This is a genomic window from Streptomyces sp. NBC_01481, from assembly GCF_026339995.1.
GTDB lineage: Bacteria > Actinomycetota > Actinomycetes > Streptomycetales > Streptomycetaceae > Streptomyces.
In genome coordinates this window covers 214832-229122 of sequence record NZ_JAPEPT010000004.1, presented here as the reverse complement: position 1 = coordinate 229122, position 14291 = coordinate 214832, and the positions used below count along the sequence as shown (strand labels likewise).

At 69.8% G+C, this 14291-nt stretch carries 9 protein-coding genes; 4 read left to right on the top strand and 5 right to left on the bottom strand.

Annotation, left to right across the window (positions count from 1 at the left end):
* Positions 1-45 precede the first annotated feature (45 nt).
* Complete coding sequence (locus OOK40_RS22800) at positions 46-1668, top strand: acyl-CoA synthetase (protein ID WP_266485045.1); 1623 nt, start codon at positions 46-48, stop codon at positions 1666-1668.
* Positions 1669-1699: 31 nt separating this feature from the next.
* Here the strand turns inward: OOK40_RS22800 and OOK40_RS22795 are convergent, their stop codons facing one another.
* A complete protein-coding gene (locus OOK40_RS22795) occupies positions 1700-2233 on the bottom strand; it encodes a VOC family protein (protein ID WP_266485043.1) in 534 nt (177 codons plus the stop codon).
* 223 nt (positions 2234-2456) lie between these two features.
* Between OOK40_RS22795 and paaK the strand changes: the two genes are divergently transcribed.
* On the top strand, positions 2457-3749 hold the full coding sequence (gene paaK, locus OOK40_RS22790; protein ID WP_266485041.1) for a phenylacetate--CoA ligase PaaK: 1293 nt from the start codon (positions 2457-2459) through the stop codon (positions 3747-3749).
* Positions 3750-3765: 16 nt separating this feature from the next.
* On the opposite strand, the gene OOK40_RS22785 is transcribed toward paaK, so the two are convergent.
* The gene (locus tag OOK40_RS22785; RefSeq protein WP_266485039.1) at positions 3766-5268 is read right to left on the bottom strand and encodes an acyl-CoA synthetase; all 1503 of its coding nucleotides are present in this window, start codon (positions 5266-5268) and stop codon (positions 3766-3768) included.
* 85 nt (positions 5269-5353) lie between these two features.
* Here OOK40_RS22785 and OOK40_RS22780 point away from each other — a divergent pair, with 85 nt between their 5' ends.
* Positions 5354-7774, top strand: a complete 2421-nt coding sequence (locus OOK40_RS22780; protein ID WP_266485038.1) for a penicillin acylase family protein — start codon at positions 5354-5356, stop codon at positions 7772-7774.
* A 219-nt stretch (positions 7775-7993) separates the two neighbouring features.
* On the opposite strand, the gene OOK40_RS22775 is transcribed toward OOK40_RS22780, so the two are convergent.
* Together OOK40_RS22775 and OOK40_RS22770 are read right to left on the bottom strand one after the other, a co-directional pair.
* Positions 7994-9568, bottom strand: a complete 1575-nt coding sequence (locus tag OOK40_RS22775) for an acyl-CoA synthetase (RefSeq protein ID WP_266485036.1) — start codon at positions 9566-9568, stop codon at positions 7994-7996.
* Entirely contained in the window at positions 9565-10674 is a 1110-nt protein-coding gene (locus OOK40_RS22770; RefSeq protein ID WP_266485034.1) for a nitronate monooxygenase family protein, read from the bottom strand. Before OOK40_RS22770 ends, OOK40_RS22775 begins: the two co-directional genes overlap by 4 nt.
* Positions 10675-10823: 149 nt before the next feature.
* On the opposite strand from OOK40_RS22770, the gene OOK40_RS22765 reads away from it, so the two are divergent.
* On the top strand, positions 10824-12689 hold the full coding sequence (locus OOK40_RS22765; protein WP_266485032.1) for a serine hydrolase: 1866 nt from the start codon (positions 10824-10826) through the stop codon (positions 12687-12689).
* Positions 12690-12726: 37 nt separating this feature from the next.
* Here the strand turns inward: OOK40_RS22765 and OOK40_RS22760 are convergent, their stop codons facing one another.
* Positions 12727-14259 (bottom strand): NAD(P)/FAD-dependent oxidoreductase, encoded by a 1533-nt coding sequence (locus tag OOK40_RS22760; protein ID WP_266485030.1) that lies wholly within the window; start codon positions 14257-14259, stop codon positions 12727-12729.
* Positions 14260-14291: the final 32 nt, after the last annotated feature.

Genomic DNA, 14291 nt, shown 5'->3' with positions numbered 1-14291 from the left:
CTCTAATGACCGCCGGGCCGAAGTTCGCCGGGGTCAGGAGGAACGGTGGAGTACAACCTTGCCGACCTGTTCGAGTCGGTCGTCGACGTGGTCCCCGACCGCGAGGCGCTTGTGTACATCGACCATCCCGGCACGGGCGCGGAGCGCCGGCTCACTTATGCGGAACTGGACGCGGCCGCCAACCGTGTCGCGCACCACCTCATCGACGCCGGCCTCAAGCCCGGCGAACATCTCGGCCTGCACCTCTACAACGGCGTCGAATATCTCCAGTCCGTGCTCGGCTGCCTCAAGGCCCGGGTCGTACCGGTCAATGTCAACTACCGGTACGTCGAGGAGGAGTTGGTCTATCTCTACCGGGACGCGGATCTCGCGGCGCTCGTCTTCGACGCGGAGTTCACGCAGCGGGTCGCGGCCGCGCTGCCGCAGACGGACAAGCTCCGGCATCTGGTACGGGTGGGCACACCCCCGGACGATGCGCCGCAGCTGGACGCCGTCCCCTTCACCGAGGCCGAGGCGGCCGCCTCACCGGAGCGCGGCTTCGCACCGCGCTCCGCCGACGACCTGTTCATCATCTACACCGGCGGCACCACGGGAATGCCCAAGGGCGTGATGTGGCGTCAGGAGGACCTGTTCTTCTCCGGCCTGGGCGGCGGCGCGCCGACCGGGGAGCCCGTGTCCTCGCCCGAGGAGCTCGCCGAGCGGGTGGCCGCGGGCGGCGAGGGCATCACCTTCTTCCCGACTCCCCCGCTGATGCACGGCACGTCGACGCTGACCACGTTCATCGGTTTCAACTTCGGCCAGCGGATCGTCATCCACCGCAAGTTCGTGCCGGTGGAGGTGCTGCGTACGATCGCGAAGGAGAGGGTCACCAGCGTGTCGCTGGTCGGCGACGCGATGCTGCGGCCGCTGATCGACGCGCTGAACGGCTCGATGAAGGGCACCGACCTCTCCTCGGTGTTCAGCGTGTCGTCGTCAGGCGCGATCATGTCCGAGACGGTGCGCGCCCAGTTCGCGGCGCTCGCGCCGAATGTGATGCTGCTGAACAACTTCGGCTCGTCCGAGTCCGGCTTCAACGGCACCGCCACCGAGGACTCCGGCCCCGAGAAGGGCTTCAGGCTGCGCGTCAACGCCCGTACGGCGGTGGTCGACCCGGTGACGTACGAGCCGGTGAAGCCGGGCGAGCCGGGCCGCATCGCCCAGCGCGGGCACGTCCCGCTCGGCTACTACAACGACCCGAAGAAGACCGCCGAGACCTTCTTCCAGCGGGGCGAGGAGCGATGGGTCCTGCTCGGCGACATGGCCACGGTCGACGAGGAGGGCATCGTCACCGTCCTCGGCCGGGGCTCTCAGTGCATCAACACCGGTGGCGAGAAGGTCTATCCGGAAGAGGTCGAGCAGGCGCTCAAGTCCCATCCGGATGTGTACGACGCGCTGGTCGCGGGTGTGCCCGACAGCAGGTGGGGCAACCATGTCGCGGCCGTGGTGCAGCTGCGCAGCGGCGCGCTCACGCCGACCCTGGACGACATCCAGTCGCATTGCCGCACCCGGCTGGCCGGCTACAAGATCCCGCGGCAGCTGGTGATCGCGCCGGAGATCCAGCGCTCACCGAGCGGCAAGGCGGACTACCGCTGGGCGCGCACGGTCGCGGCGGAGGCGGTCGGCGGCTGAGCGCAACCCGGGCACGCAGCCGCGGGCCAGGCTAGTCGGCGCCCGCCGTCGCGAGGATGCGCTCGCCGTTGAAGACGCCGAGCCGCTCCCGGTAGAGCTCCAGCGGCACGCCGTTCGGGTCGCGGATGTAGAGGCTGTCCTCAACCCCTCGGTCGGGCCCGAGATACTCGGTCTTCGACTCGTCCAGCGCCTTGCGGGCCGCATCGAACTCCGCAGCGCCCACCGAAAGGGCCAGATGCTGTACGCCGCCGATCGTCTCCTTGATCGGCGGGTGCTCATGGCCGGGGAAGTCGAAGAAGCCGAGCAGATTGCCGTGGCCGATGTCGAAGAAGAAGTGGGTGGAGCCGCGGTAGTCGCGGTTCTCCACGATCTCGACCAGCGGGAAGCCCAGGAACTCCTGGTAGAAGCGGATGGTCTCCTCGACGTCGCGGCAGATGAAGGCCACATGATGGATGCCGCGGGCCGTGGTCGGGGGCCGTTCCTCTATGGGGCGCAGATATAGCTGCCGCAGCTCTTCCTGTCGGGCAAGGACGGCGTCGAGCTCGGCACCCTCGGGCTGGGGCATCACGGACTCCTTCTCGGAGGTTGTTTGCAGGTTTCAACTTCTATCCAGCATCTTCCCCCGTCAAGCGCCACTCAGCGCGCCGGAGGGGGCACCCGGAACCGGTCGTCACGGACGCGATTGCGGGGATCACCCCCTTGCCAGGAGACCGGGAGAGGTGGATTACTGATCCAGGAGCAGCACGACCGAATGATCGGTCGTCCGGTTTGGGACGGGAGTAATCCGTATGGCGGAAGCGGACCTGCTGGACTCGGCGGAGCGGCTGAGTCGCGAGGAGCTCGAGGCGCTGCAGCTGGAGCGGCTGCGGGCCACCTTGCGCCATGCGTACGAGAACGTCGGCTTCTACCGGCAGTCCTTCGACAAGGCCGGCCTGCGCCCCGAGGACTGCCGTACGCTCGCCGATCTCGGCCGCTTCCCCTTCACCGCCAAGACCGATCTGCGGGACAACTACCCCTTCGGGATGTTCGCGGTGGACCAGTCCCAGGTGCGCCGCATCCACGCCTCCAGCGGGACGACGGGCCGTCCGACCGTCGTCGGCTACACCGAGCGCGATCTGGACACGTGGGCGGACGTGGTGGCCCGCTCGATCCGCGCGGCCGGCGGCCGCCCGGGCCACAAGGTCCATGTGGCGTACGGATACGGGCTCTTCACGGGCGGTCTCGGCGCGCACTACGGCGCGGAGCGGCTGGGCTGCACGGTGATTCCGGCCTCCGGAGGCATGACCGCCCGCCAGGTCCAGCTCATCACGGACTTCCGCCCCGAGATCATCATGGTGACGCCGTCGTACATGCTGACGATCCTGGACGAGTTCGAGCGGCAGGGCATCGATCCTCGTACGACATCGCTCAAGGTCGGCATCTTCGGCGCCGAGCCGTGGACCGAGGAGATGCGGCGCGAGATCGAGGAGCGGTTCGCGATCGACGCCGTCGACATATACGGACTGTCCGAGGTCATCGGCCCCGGCGTGGCGCAGGAGTGCGTGGAGACCAAGGACGGGCTGCACGTCTGGGAGGACCACTTCTATCCGGAGGTGGTCGATCCGCTCACCGGTGAGGTGCTGCCGGACGGGGAGCACGGCGAGCTGGTCTTCACCTCGCTCACCAAGGAAGCCATGCCCGTGATCCGCTACCGGACCCGGGACCTGACGCGGCTGCTGCCCGGCACGGCCCGGGTCTTCCGGCGGATGGAGAAGGTGACCGGGCGCAGCGACGACATGGTGATCCTGCGCGGGGTGAATCTCTTCCCGACCCAGATCGAGGAGATCGTGCTGCGTACGCCGCATGTCGCGCCGCACTTCCAGCTGCGGCTGACCCGCGAGGGCCGCCTCGACGCGCTCACGGTACGTGCGGAGGCGCGCGCCGAGGCCACGCCCGAGCAGCGGGAGGCCGCCGGGCGGGCGATCGCCGCGGCCGTCAAGGACGGGGTCGGGGTGTCGGTCGCGGTCGAGGTGGTGGACCCCGAGACCCTGGAGCGGTCGGTGGGCAAGATCAAGCGGATCGTGGACCTCAGGCAGAAGTGAGTCCGGCGGCAGTCGGTCAGGCGGAAGCGAAGCGGTCCCGCAGCTCCCGCTTGAGGATCTTCCCGCTGGCGTTGCGCGGCAGCTCGTCCACGAACAGGATCTTCTTGGGGGCCTTGAAGTGGGCGAGCTTCTCGCGTGCGTGGTCGATGAGTTCGGCCTCGGTGACCTCGCCGTGCGCCACCACGACGGCGGTGACGGCCTCGATCCAGCGCTCGTCGGGCAGGCCGATGACGGCGGTCTCGGCGACGGCGGGGTGGGTGTAGAGGGCGTCCTCGACCTGGCGTGAAGCCACCAGCACTCCCCCGGAGTTGATGACGTCCTTCACCCGGTCGACGACGGTGAAGTACCCCTGGGCATCCCGCACCGCCAGGTCGCCGGAGCGGAACCAGCCGTCGCGGAACGCCTCTTCGCTCTCCTCGGGCTTGTCCCAGTACCCTTCGCACAGCTGCGGGGAGCGGTAGACGACCTCACCCGCCGTGCCGTCGGCGACTTCCTTGCCGTCCTCGTCGACGACCTTCGCCTCGACGAACAGGACCGGACGGCCGCAGGAGTCCATCCGGCCCTCATGTTCGTCCGGGCGCAGCACAGTGGCGAGCGGGCCGATCTCGCTCTGTCCGAAGCAGTTGTAGAAGCCCAGCTCCGGCAGGCGCTCACGGAGCTTTTCGAGCACGGGTACCGGCATGATCGAAGCGCCGTAGTAGGCCTTGCGCAGTCCGCCGAGGTCGCGCGTCGCAAAGTCCGGGTGGTTGGAGAGGCCGATCCACACGGTGGGCGGCGCGAAGAGGCTGTCGGCGCGGCCCGCTTCGACGAGGTCGAAGATCTTCTCCGCGTCCGGGCCGTCCAGGATGGTGTTCTCGGCGCCGACCGCGAGATACGGCAGCAGGAATACATGCATCTGGGCGGAGTGGTAGAGCGGCAGCGAGTGAAGCGGCCGGTCGCTCTCGCTCAGATCGAGGGCGGTGATGGCGCTGACGTACTCGTGGACGAACGCCCGGTGGGTCATCATCGCGCCCTTGGGCTGGGCGGTGGTGCCCGAGGTGTAGAGCAGCTGGACCAGGTCCTCGGTCCCCGGCTGCCGCTCCGGGGTGAAGTCGCGGGGTGTACGCAGCTCGGCCAGCAGCGAGTCGTCCGCGTCGCGCAGGGGCCTGACGGGCAGTCCGCCCGGCAGCCGGGGCGCGAGATCCGGGTCGGCGAGCACAAGGGCGCTGCCCGACTGCTCGACGATGTAGGCGAGATCGTCGCCGGTGAGGTTCTGGTTGACCGGGACATGGACGAGTCCCGCGCGTGCGCAGCCGAGGAAGCCGATGAGATACGCGTCGGAGTTGTGGCCAAAGGAGGCGACCCGGTCCCCCGTGCGCAGGCCGTGGCCGGTGAGGACGGCCGCCGCCGTGGTGACGGCGGCGTCGAGTTCCGCGTAGCTCCAGGTCCGGTCCGCGTAGCGCAGGGCGGTGCGGTCGGGGGTGCGTTTCGCGGTGCTCCGTACGACGGAGTCGACTGTGTTGCTGCGTACAGCTGTCATGGCGCGATCCTCGGCGGCGCCGACCTGAGGGTCAAGACCTCGGATACCGAACGGAATGTTGACAGCGCACGCCCCGGCTGACTGCATGGACCAACCCGCTTTCACCGCAGTCCTGTTGGGAGGCACGCTGCTCTTCCGCACCCGCCTGAGACGGCTCGGGCTCGCTTGCATCGCCCTGGTGACCGCAGCCGCCGTACTGCCGCAGGCCGCGGCCGCCGATTCCGGTGACCGGCACGGCCGGCATCCTTCCGGCGGCGGTCTGTCCGCCGTCATCCGCTATACCGAGCATGGCATTGCGCATATCGTCGCCAAGAACTACGCGAGCCTCGGCTTCGGCACCGGGTGGGCGCAGGCAGCCGACCAGGTATGCGTCCTGGCCGACGGTTTTCTCACCGTGCGCGGTGAACGCTCGCGCCATTTCGGCCCCGACGCGACTCCCGACGGCTCGCTCTCCTCGGCGGCCAAGAACCTCTCCAGCGATGTCTACTTCCGTGGTGTACGGGATGCGGGCACGGTGGAGAAGCTGCTCGCGACGCCCGCGCCCGCAGGCCCGGGACGGCAGGTCAAGGAGCTGATGCGGGGCTGGGCGGCGGGCTACAACGCCTGGCTGAAGCAGCATCGCATCACCGATCCGGCATGCAAGGACGCCGACTGGGTGGGCCCGGTGACCACGCTGGACGTGGCCAGGCGCGGCTTCGCCGTGTCGGTGCTCGGTGGCCAGGGACGCGCCGTCGACGGCATCACGGCCGCGCAGCCGCCGGGTCAGGCTGCCGCCGGCGCGCCCGACGCGGCCGCGACGGCGAAAGCGGCCCGGGAGCTGTTCGCCGCCGAGAGCGCCGACATGGGCTCCAACGCCGTCGCGTTCAGCGGCAGTACGACCGCGAACGGACGTAGCCTGCTGCTCGGCAATCCGCACTACCCCTGGCAGGGCGGACGCCGTTTCTGGCAGTCGCAGCAGACCATCCCCGGTGAACTGAACGTCTCGGGCGCCTCACTGCTCGGCACCGCCGTCGTCAACATCGGCTTCAACGACAAGGTGGCGTGGAGCCACACCGTCGCGACCGGCGTGACGCTCAATCTGCATCAGCTGACACTGGATCCGGCCGACCCGACCACGTATCTGGTGGACGGGAAGCCGGAGCGTATGACGAAGCGGACCGTCAGCGTCCCGGTCAGGGACGGCGCGCCCGTGACGCGCACGCAGTGGTGGACGCGTTACGGCCCGGTCGTCACCTCGCTCGGCCCGACGCTGCCCCTGCCCTGGTCCACGACGACCGCGTACGCGCTGAACGACCCCAACGCGAGCAATCTGCGTGGTTCCGACACCGCCCTCGCCTTCGGCAAGGCCCGTTCCACGAAGGACATGCTGCGGGCGCTGCGGCGTACGCAGGGGCTGCCGTGGGTGAACACCATCGCCGCCGACTCCACGGGCCATACGCTCTTCTCCCAGTCGCAAGTCCTGCCGCGGATCACCGACGAGCTGGCGCAGCGCTGCTCGGCGCCACTGGGCAAGGTGACCTACCCCGCCGCGGGTGTCGCCGTCCTGGACGGCTCACGCGGCGACTGTGCGCTCGGCTCGGACCCGGACGCGGTGCAGCCGGGCATCTTCGGCCCGTCGAAGATGCCGACGCTGACGGACGCTCCGTACGCGGAGAACTCCAACGACAGCGCCTGGCTGGCCAATCCCGACCGGCCGCTGAGCGGCTACGAGCGAGTCTTCGGCTCCTTCGGCACACCCAGGTCGCTGCGTACCCGGGGCGCGATCGAGGATGTGGCGGCGATGGCCGGGAAGGGCGGGCTGACGGTCTCCGACCTGCAGAGGCAGCAGTTCGCGAATCGCGCGCCCGCAGGGGACATGGCGGCCGCGGACGCGGCGAAGGCGTGCACGGCCGTGCTGCCGGGCGACACCGAAGCGTGCTCGGTGATCGAGCGCTGGGACCGGACGATGAACACCGACAGCCGCGGCGCGCTGCTCTTCGACCGGTTCTGGCGGGGGCTCACGGTCAGGGTGCCGGCGGCACAGCTGTGGCAGGTGCCGTTCTCGGCGGCGGATCCGGTCCGTACGCCCCACACGCTCAACACCGCCTCGCCCGGCTTCGCGCAGGCCCTGACCGCGGCCGTCGCCGAGCTGCGCTCGGCCCGGATCGCGCTCGATTCGCCGCTGGGTGAGCACCAGTTCGTCGTACGCAACGGCAAGCGCATCCCCATCCACGGCGGCACGGAGAGCCTCGGCGTCTGGAACAAGATCGAGCCGCTGTGGAGTCCGGCGACGGGATATACAGAGGTGGCGGCGGGCTCCAGCCATATCCAGGCGGTCGGCTGGGACGGCGGCCGCTGTCCGGTGGCCCGCACCCTGCTCACGTACTCCCAGTCGTCGAACCCGAACTCCCCGCACTACAGCGACCAGACCGAGCTGTTCTCGGGCGAGCGCTGGGTGACGTCCCGGTTCTGCGAGCGGGACATCCTGCGCTCGCCCGCGCTGAAGGTGGTGTGGGTCAGGGGCTGACGCGGCTAGGGGCGTGTTTGAGAAGTAGCGCCGTCCGCCCGAAGGGCGGGCCCCGCGGCGTCTGGTGCGTGCAATCGCAAGGCGGAGGATCGCCCTCGTACTGGACGTACTTCGGCGACTCCGACAACACCGCGAGTGTGCGTGCCAGGCGTCGCGGGGCAGGCGATACTTCTCAAACACGCCCCAAGGGGGCCCGGACAGCAGGCGCGCTGTCCGGGCTCACATCGCGCGCTCGTGGCCCTCCCAGTACGGCGCGCGCAGCCTGCGCTTGTAGAGCTTGCCGTTCGGGTCGCGCGGCATGACCTCGATGAAGTCCACTGTCTTGGGGCGTTTGTAGCCCGCCAGTTGGCGTTCGCAGTGGGCCAGGATGTCGGCTGCCAGCGCGGCGCCGGGCTCATGGCCCTCGGCCGGTTCGACGACTGCCTTGACCTCTTCGCCCCAGTCGGCGTGCGGGATTCCGAACGCTGCCGCGTCCGCGACGGCGGGATGGGTGAGCAGCGCCGACTCGATCTCGGCAGGGTAGATGTTGACGCCGCCCGAGATGATCATGTCGATCTTACGGTCGCGGAGGAACAGATAGCCGTCCTCGTCGAGGATGCCGAGGTCGCCGACGGTGAAGAAGTCGCCGATGCGGTTCTTCCTCGTCTTGGCCTCGTCCTTGTGGTAGCTGAAACCGCCGGTGCTCATCTTCATATAGACGGTGCCCAGTTCACCGGGCGGGAGCCGGTTGCCCTCGTCGTCGAAGACGGCGAGTTCGCTGATGGGCCAGGCCTTGCCGACCGTGCCCGGCTTCTTCAGCCAGTCCTCGGCGGTCGCGAAGGCTCCGCCGCCCTCGCTCGCCGCGTAGTACTCCTCGACACAGGTGCCCCACCAGTCGATCATCGCCCGCTTCACATGATCGGGGCAGGGGGCCGCGCCGTGGAAGGCATGCCGCATCGACGAGACGTCGTAGCGCTCCTTGACCGCGTGGGGCAGTGCGAGCAGCCGGTGGAACTGCGTCGGCACCATATGCGTGTGGGTGCAGTCGTACGCGTCGATCAGGCGCAGCATCTCCTCGGGCGTCCACTTGTCCATCAGGACCAGCGGATGCCCGATGTGCAGCGCGGCGCCTGCGAATTGGAGTACGGCGGTGTGGTAGAGCGGCGAGCAGACCAGATGGACGTTGTCGTCGAAGGGCCTGATGCCGAAGATGCCGAGGAAGCCGCCGAGGTAGGTCTCCTCGGGGAGCTTGCCGGACAGCGGGCGGCGGATGCCGCGCGGGCGTCCGGTGGTGCCCGAGGTGTAGTTCATGACCCAGCCGAGCGTCCGGTCCTCGGGCGCCGACTCCGGCTGCCCGTCGAGGAGTTCGGCGTACGGGCGGAAGCCTTCGACCGCGCTCGCGGCGTAGCGGTGGCTCGCCGGGAGCTTCGCCTCGTCCGCGGCGGCGGTCGCGGCGTCCGCGAAGCGCTGGTGCGCGATGAGCACCTTGGCGCCCGAGTCGGCGACGATCCAGGCGATCTCGGGGCCCACGAGATGGTGGTTGACGGGGACGAGATACAGCCCCGCCTGGGATGCCGCCAGGTAGGCGGTGAGGAACTCGACGCCGTTGGGCAGGACGACGGCGAAGGAGTCGCCCTGCTCGAGACCGGCCGCGCGCAGGCCGTGGACGAGCCTGTTCACGGCCGCGTCCAGTCGCCCGGCGCTCCATTCCTCGCCGTCCGGTGCGATCAGGATCGTACGGCCGGGGTCGGCGGCGGCCTGGGCCCAGAAGCCTCCCCCAGACTTCGTCCGGGGGGACCCCCATGGCTCGCTCACGACTGGCTCCTTCCGGCGATGCGGTTGACGCGGTCGACGGCCCGTTCGAAGCCACGAGTCAGCTCGTCGAAGACCTGCTGCACACTGCGTTCGGAGTTCATCCGGCCGACGATCTGGCCGACGGGGGTGCCGAGCAGCGGGCCCACTTCGTACTTCTGGATCCGCGATACGGCATCGGCGACGAGGAGGCCCTGGAGCGGCATGGGCAGGGTGCCGGGGCCGTTCGGGTCGTCCCAGGCCTCGGTCCATTCGGTCCGCAGCTGGCGGGCGGGTTTGCCGGTCAGGGCGCGGGAGCGGACGGTGTCGCCGGAGCCCGCGGCGAGGAGTTTCTCGGTGAGCGCCCGGGAGTGGAGGTCGGCCTCGGTGGTGGTGAGCCACAGGGAGCCGAGCCAGGCGCCCTGCGCGCCGAGGGCGAGAGCGGCGGCGATCTGCTCGCCGCTTCCGATGCCTCCGGCGGCGAGTACGGGAAGGGGGTTCACGGCGTCGACGACCTCGGGCGTGAGCACCATGGAGGCGATCTCGCCGGTGTGGCCGCCCGCTTCGTAGCCCTGGGCGACGACGATGTCGATGCCGACGTCGGCGTGGTGGCGTGCGTGCCGGGCGCTTCCGGCGAGGGCCGCGACGAGGACGCCCTGGTCGTGAGCGCGCTGGACGACGTCGGCGGACGGCGAGCCGAGGGCGTTGGCGAGCAGCTTGATCGGATAGTCGAGGGCGACGTCGAGCTGGCGGCGGGCGACCTGCTCCATCCATCCGGTGATCCGCCAGCCTGAGGCCTCGCCCTCGGGGAGCTCGGGGACGCCGTGCTTGGCGAGGGTTTCCCTGACGAACTGCCGGTGGCCCTCGGGGATCATCGCCTCGACATCGGCCTCGCTCACGCCCTCGACCTTCTTGGCGGGCATGACGACATCGAGGCCGTAGGGCTTTGTTCCGGTGTGCTCCTGCATCCAGTCGAGATCGCGTTTGAGGTCGTCGGGCGCCGTGTAGCGGACCGCGCCCAGGACCCCGAATCCACCGGCCCGGCTGATGGCGGCGGCCACCGCGGGGAACGGCGTGAAGCCGAAGATGGCGTGCTCGATTCCCAGTCTCTTGCTCAGCTCCGTCTCCATGGGCCGCAGGATGCCGCAGCCCGCCGGACGAGGGAAGAGATTTTCTGATGCTGTGTCAGATTCTTTGCGGTGGTTGACACCACCCCGCCTTGGCAAGAAAGTTTCACTGCCGTGGCAGTTTCCGAAAGATACTTTCAGGAGGGTGCTGGATGACTGAGGACGCAGCGGGCAGAGGGATCAGCCGGCGCAGGCTCGGCAGCGGGGTACTGGCCCTGGGCGGAGCGCTCGCGCTGGCACCGATTCCCTTCGCCGAGGCGGCTTCGGCCTCGGGAGGCGGACCGAGAGCGGGCTCGGCCGGCGGGCTGGAAGGTGGCGCGGACACCGGGCCGGGAGGCGACTCGGGCGTCCTGTCCGGTGCGGGGCAGCCCATGCTGCGGCGCGGCTCCGCCGAGCAGGCCGGGCTGATCCCCGCCCATCTGGACCGACTCGTCACCGACGCCGAGAAGTTCCTCGGCCCGTCCCCCAAGCACCCCTGGTACGCGGGAGCGGTTCTGCTCGCGGGACGCGGCGGCACGGTGGCACTGCACAAGCCGATCGGCAAGGCCGTGCGCTATGCGGCATACGACGAGAAGACTGACGCGGGTGTGGAGTTCCCGGCGGAGCGGCAGATCGCCATGGCCGAGGACACCGTCTTCGATCTGGCGTCCGTCTCGAAGCTGTTCACCTCGATTCTGGCGGTGCAGCAGATCGAACGCGGCACCCTGGCGCTGGAGGCCGAAGTCGCCTCGTATCTCCCGGACTTCGGGGGCGCGGGCAAGCAGGACATCACCGTGCGTCAACTGCTCACCCATACCTCGGGGTTCCGCGCCTGGATTCCGCTATACAAGGAGCCGACGAGGGAGGGCAAGCTCCGGCTGCTCTGGAACGAGGTCCCTGCCAGTCCTCCCGGCACCAAGTACCTCTACTCCGACCTCAATCTGATCTCGCTGCAGCTGATCCTGGAGAAGATCACCGGTCTCACTGTGGATGTGCTGCTCCACAACGAGATCACTGCTCCACTCGGGATGCACCGCACTCGCTTCAACCCGCCCGCCTCCTGGAAGCCGAAGATCGCCGCCACCGAGGACGCCCGGCTGCCCTGGTCGGGTCTCGACCGTGGTCTCGTCTGGGGCGAGGTCCACGACGAGAACGCATTCGGCTTCGGCGGCGTCGCCGGTCACGCCGGAGTCTTCTCCTGCGCCTGGGACCTCGCGATCCTCGCCCGCACCCTCCTCAACGGCGGTGTCTACGGACGGTCCCGCATTCTGCGCCGGGCGTCCGTGGAGCTGATGTTCACCGACTTCAACACCGCCTTCCCCGGCGACGAGCACGGCCTCGGCTTCGAGCTCTACCAGCACTGGTACATGGGCGCCATGGCCACACCCCGCACAGCGGGTCACACCGGCTTCACCGGCACCAGCCTGGTGCTCGACCCGAGCACCGACTCGTTTCTGATCGTGCTCGGCAACTCCGTGCATCCGGTGCGCAGTTGGCGTTCCGGCAGCGCACCGCGGGTCGCCGCCGCCAACAACATGGCCCGCGCGGTCGCCGTACGCCCCAAGCGCGGCCGCACTGCCTGGTTCTCCGGCATGGCCGGTGCCACGAACGCCGTTCTCGGTCTCCCCGCGATCGCCCTCACCTCGCAGCGGGCCCGGCTGTGCTGCTCGCTGTGGTGGGACACCGAGCCCGGGTCGGACGCGCTGTTCCTGGAGGGGTCGGCGGACGACGGGGTGACCTGGCGGGCGGTGCCGTTCACGACCGTACGCAATGGGGCCGAACCGCAGCCGCACCCCACAGGGTCGGCGACCGGCTGGTCCGGGCGTGTCTGGCACCGGCTCACCGCGGATCTCTCGGCGTGGCGCGGCGGCACGGTACGGCTGCGCTGGCGGTATGCAACCGATCAGCTCTATGTCGGCCGCGGCGTGTATGTGGACGCCCTGCGCGTCGAGGACGACGGCCGCCCGGTCTTCGACGAGGCGCGGCCCGCGGACGCCGCCCGGATCGAGGCCAACGGCTGGACGGCGTCGCGGGACTGAGCCCTGGGGGTGTCCGGCGGACACCCCCGGAACTGACCTACCGGCCGAGCACCGCCATCGCGGCGTTGTGCCCCGGCACGCCGCTGACCCCGCCGCCGCGCACGGCACCCGCACCGCACAGCAGCACATTGGCGTGAGCCGTCTCGACGCCCCAGCGCCCCGTCGACTCGGCCGCGTAGGGGAAAGCGAGATCGCGGTGGAAGATATGACCGCCGGGCAGCCGTAGATCCTGTTCGAGGTCGAGCGGGGTCTTCGCCTCGATGCAGGGCTCGCCGTGCTCGTCGAGCGCGAGACAGTCGGCGATCGGCTCGTCCAGATACGAGTCCAGCTCGGCGAGAGTGGCCGCGAGCAGTTCGCCGCGCGCCGCGTCATTGTCGGCGGCGAACAGGCGCGCCGGGGTGTGCAGCCCGAACAGCGTCAGGGTCTGATACCCCTGCGCCGCGAGTTCGGGACCGAGGATCGACGGGTCGGTCAGGGAGTGGCAGTAGATCTCGGACGGCGGCGCGCTCGGCAGCCGCCCCTCGGCTGCCTCCCGGTACGCGGTCGCCAACTGCCCGTACCCCTCCGACACATGGAAGGTGCCGGAGAACGCGTCGCGCGGGTCGACCGAGCGGTCGCGCAGCCGGGGCAGCCGGCGCAGCAGCATGTTGACCTTGAGCTGGGCGCCTTCGGCGGGCGCGGGAGGCTCGTCGCCGAGCAGCGCGGCGAGGGCCTGCGGCGAGGCGTTCACCAGGACATGGCCGGCCGCGACCGTGCCCTCGGCCCCGTCGGCGCGGAAGGCCACCTCGGCCCGCTCGCCGTCGGTCTCGATCCCGGTCACCTCGTGCAGTACGGCAATCTCGGCTCCCGCCGCCCGGGCCGCGTCCGCGAGCGCGTCGGTCAGCGCGCCCATGCCGCCCACCGGCACATCCCAGTCCCCGGTCCCGCCGCCGATCACGTGGTAGAGGAAGCAGCGGTTCTGGAGCAGCGAGGTGTCATGGGCGTCGGCGAAGGTGCCGATCAGGGCGTCGGTCAGCACCACTCCCCGTACGAGATCGTCGGCGAACCGCTTCTCGATCGCCACGCCGATGGGCTCCTCGAAGAGGATCCGCCACGCCGTCTCGTCGTCGATGCGCGCCCGCAGGGCCTCGCGGGTCGGCAGCGGCTCGGTCAGCGTGGGGAAGACGCGCTCGGCGACGCGCCCCGTCATCGCGTAGAAGTCCTGCCAGGACTCGTACTCCCGGTCCCCGCCGGTGAGACGGGCGAAGGAATCCCGGGTGCCGTCGCCGCCGACGAGGAGGCCGCCGGTGCCCTTGGGGGTGTAGGAGGAGACGGTGCGTTTGCGGACGGCGAAGCTCAGTCCCAGGTCGCGCACGATCTTGTCGGGGAGCAGCGACACGAGATACGAGTAGCGGGAGAGCCGGGCATCGACCCCGTCGAAGGGGCGGGTGGAGACGGCGGCTCCCCCGGTGTTTCCGCGGCGCTCCAGGACGAGGACGGAGCGTCCGGCACGGGCAAGGTAGGCGGCGGCGACCAGGCCGTTGTGGCCGCCGCCGACGATCACGACGTCGTACGAAGTGTGTGCGGGCATGGCCGGACCCTAACCTCCAGGTCCTGTTCGGT

Excerpts from the sequence above, each read along its gene's own strand:
- OOK40_RS22770 (WP_266485034.1), bottom strand. The coding sequence starts at position 10,674 with ATGGAGACGGAGCTGAGCAAGAGACTGGGAATCGAGCACGCCATCTTC.
- OOK40_RS22780 (WP_266485038.1), top strand. The coding sequence starts at position 5,354 with ATGGACCAACCCGCTTTCACCGCAGTCCTGTTGGGAGGCACGCTGCTC.
- OOK40_RS22785 (WP_266485039.1), bottom strand. The coding sequence starts at position 5,268 with ATGACAGCTGTACGCAGCAACACAGTCGACTCCGTCGTACGGAGCACC.
- paaK (WP_266485041.1), top strand. The coding sequence starts at position 2,457 with ATGGCGGAAGCGGACCTGCTGGACTCGGCGGAGCGGCTGAGTCGCGAG.
- OOK40_RS22765 (WP_266485032.1), top strand. The coding sequence starts at position 10,824 with ATGACTGAGGACGCAGCGGGCAGAGGGATCAGCCGGCGCAGGCTCGGC.
- OOK40_RS22760 (WP_266485030.1), bottom strand. The coding sequence starts at position 14,259 with ATGCCCGCACACACTTCGTACGACGTCGTGATCGTCGGCGGCGGCCAC.
- OOK40_RS22795 (WP_266485043.1), bottom strand. The coding sequence starts at position 2,233 with ATGCCCCAGCCCGAGGGTGCCGAGCTCGACGCCGTCCTTGCCCGACAG.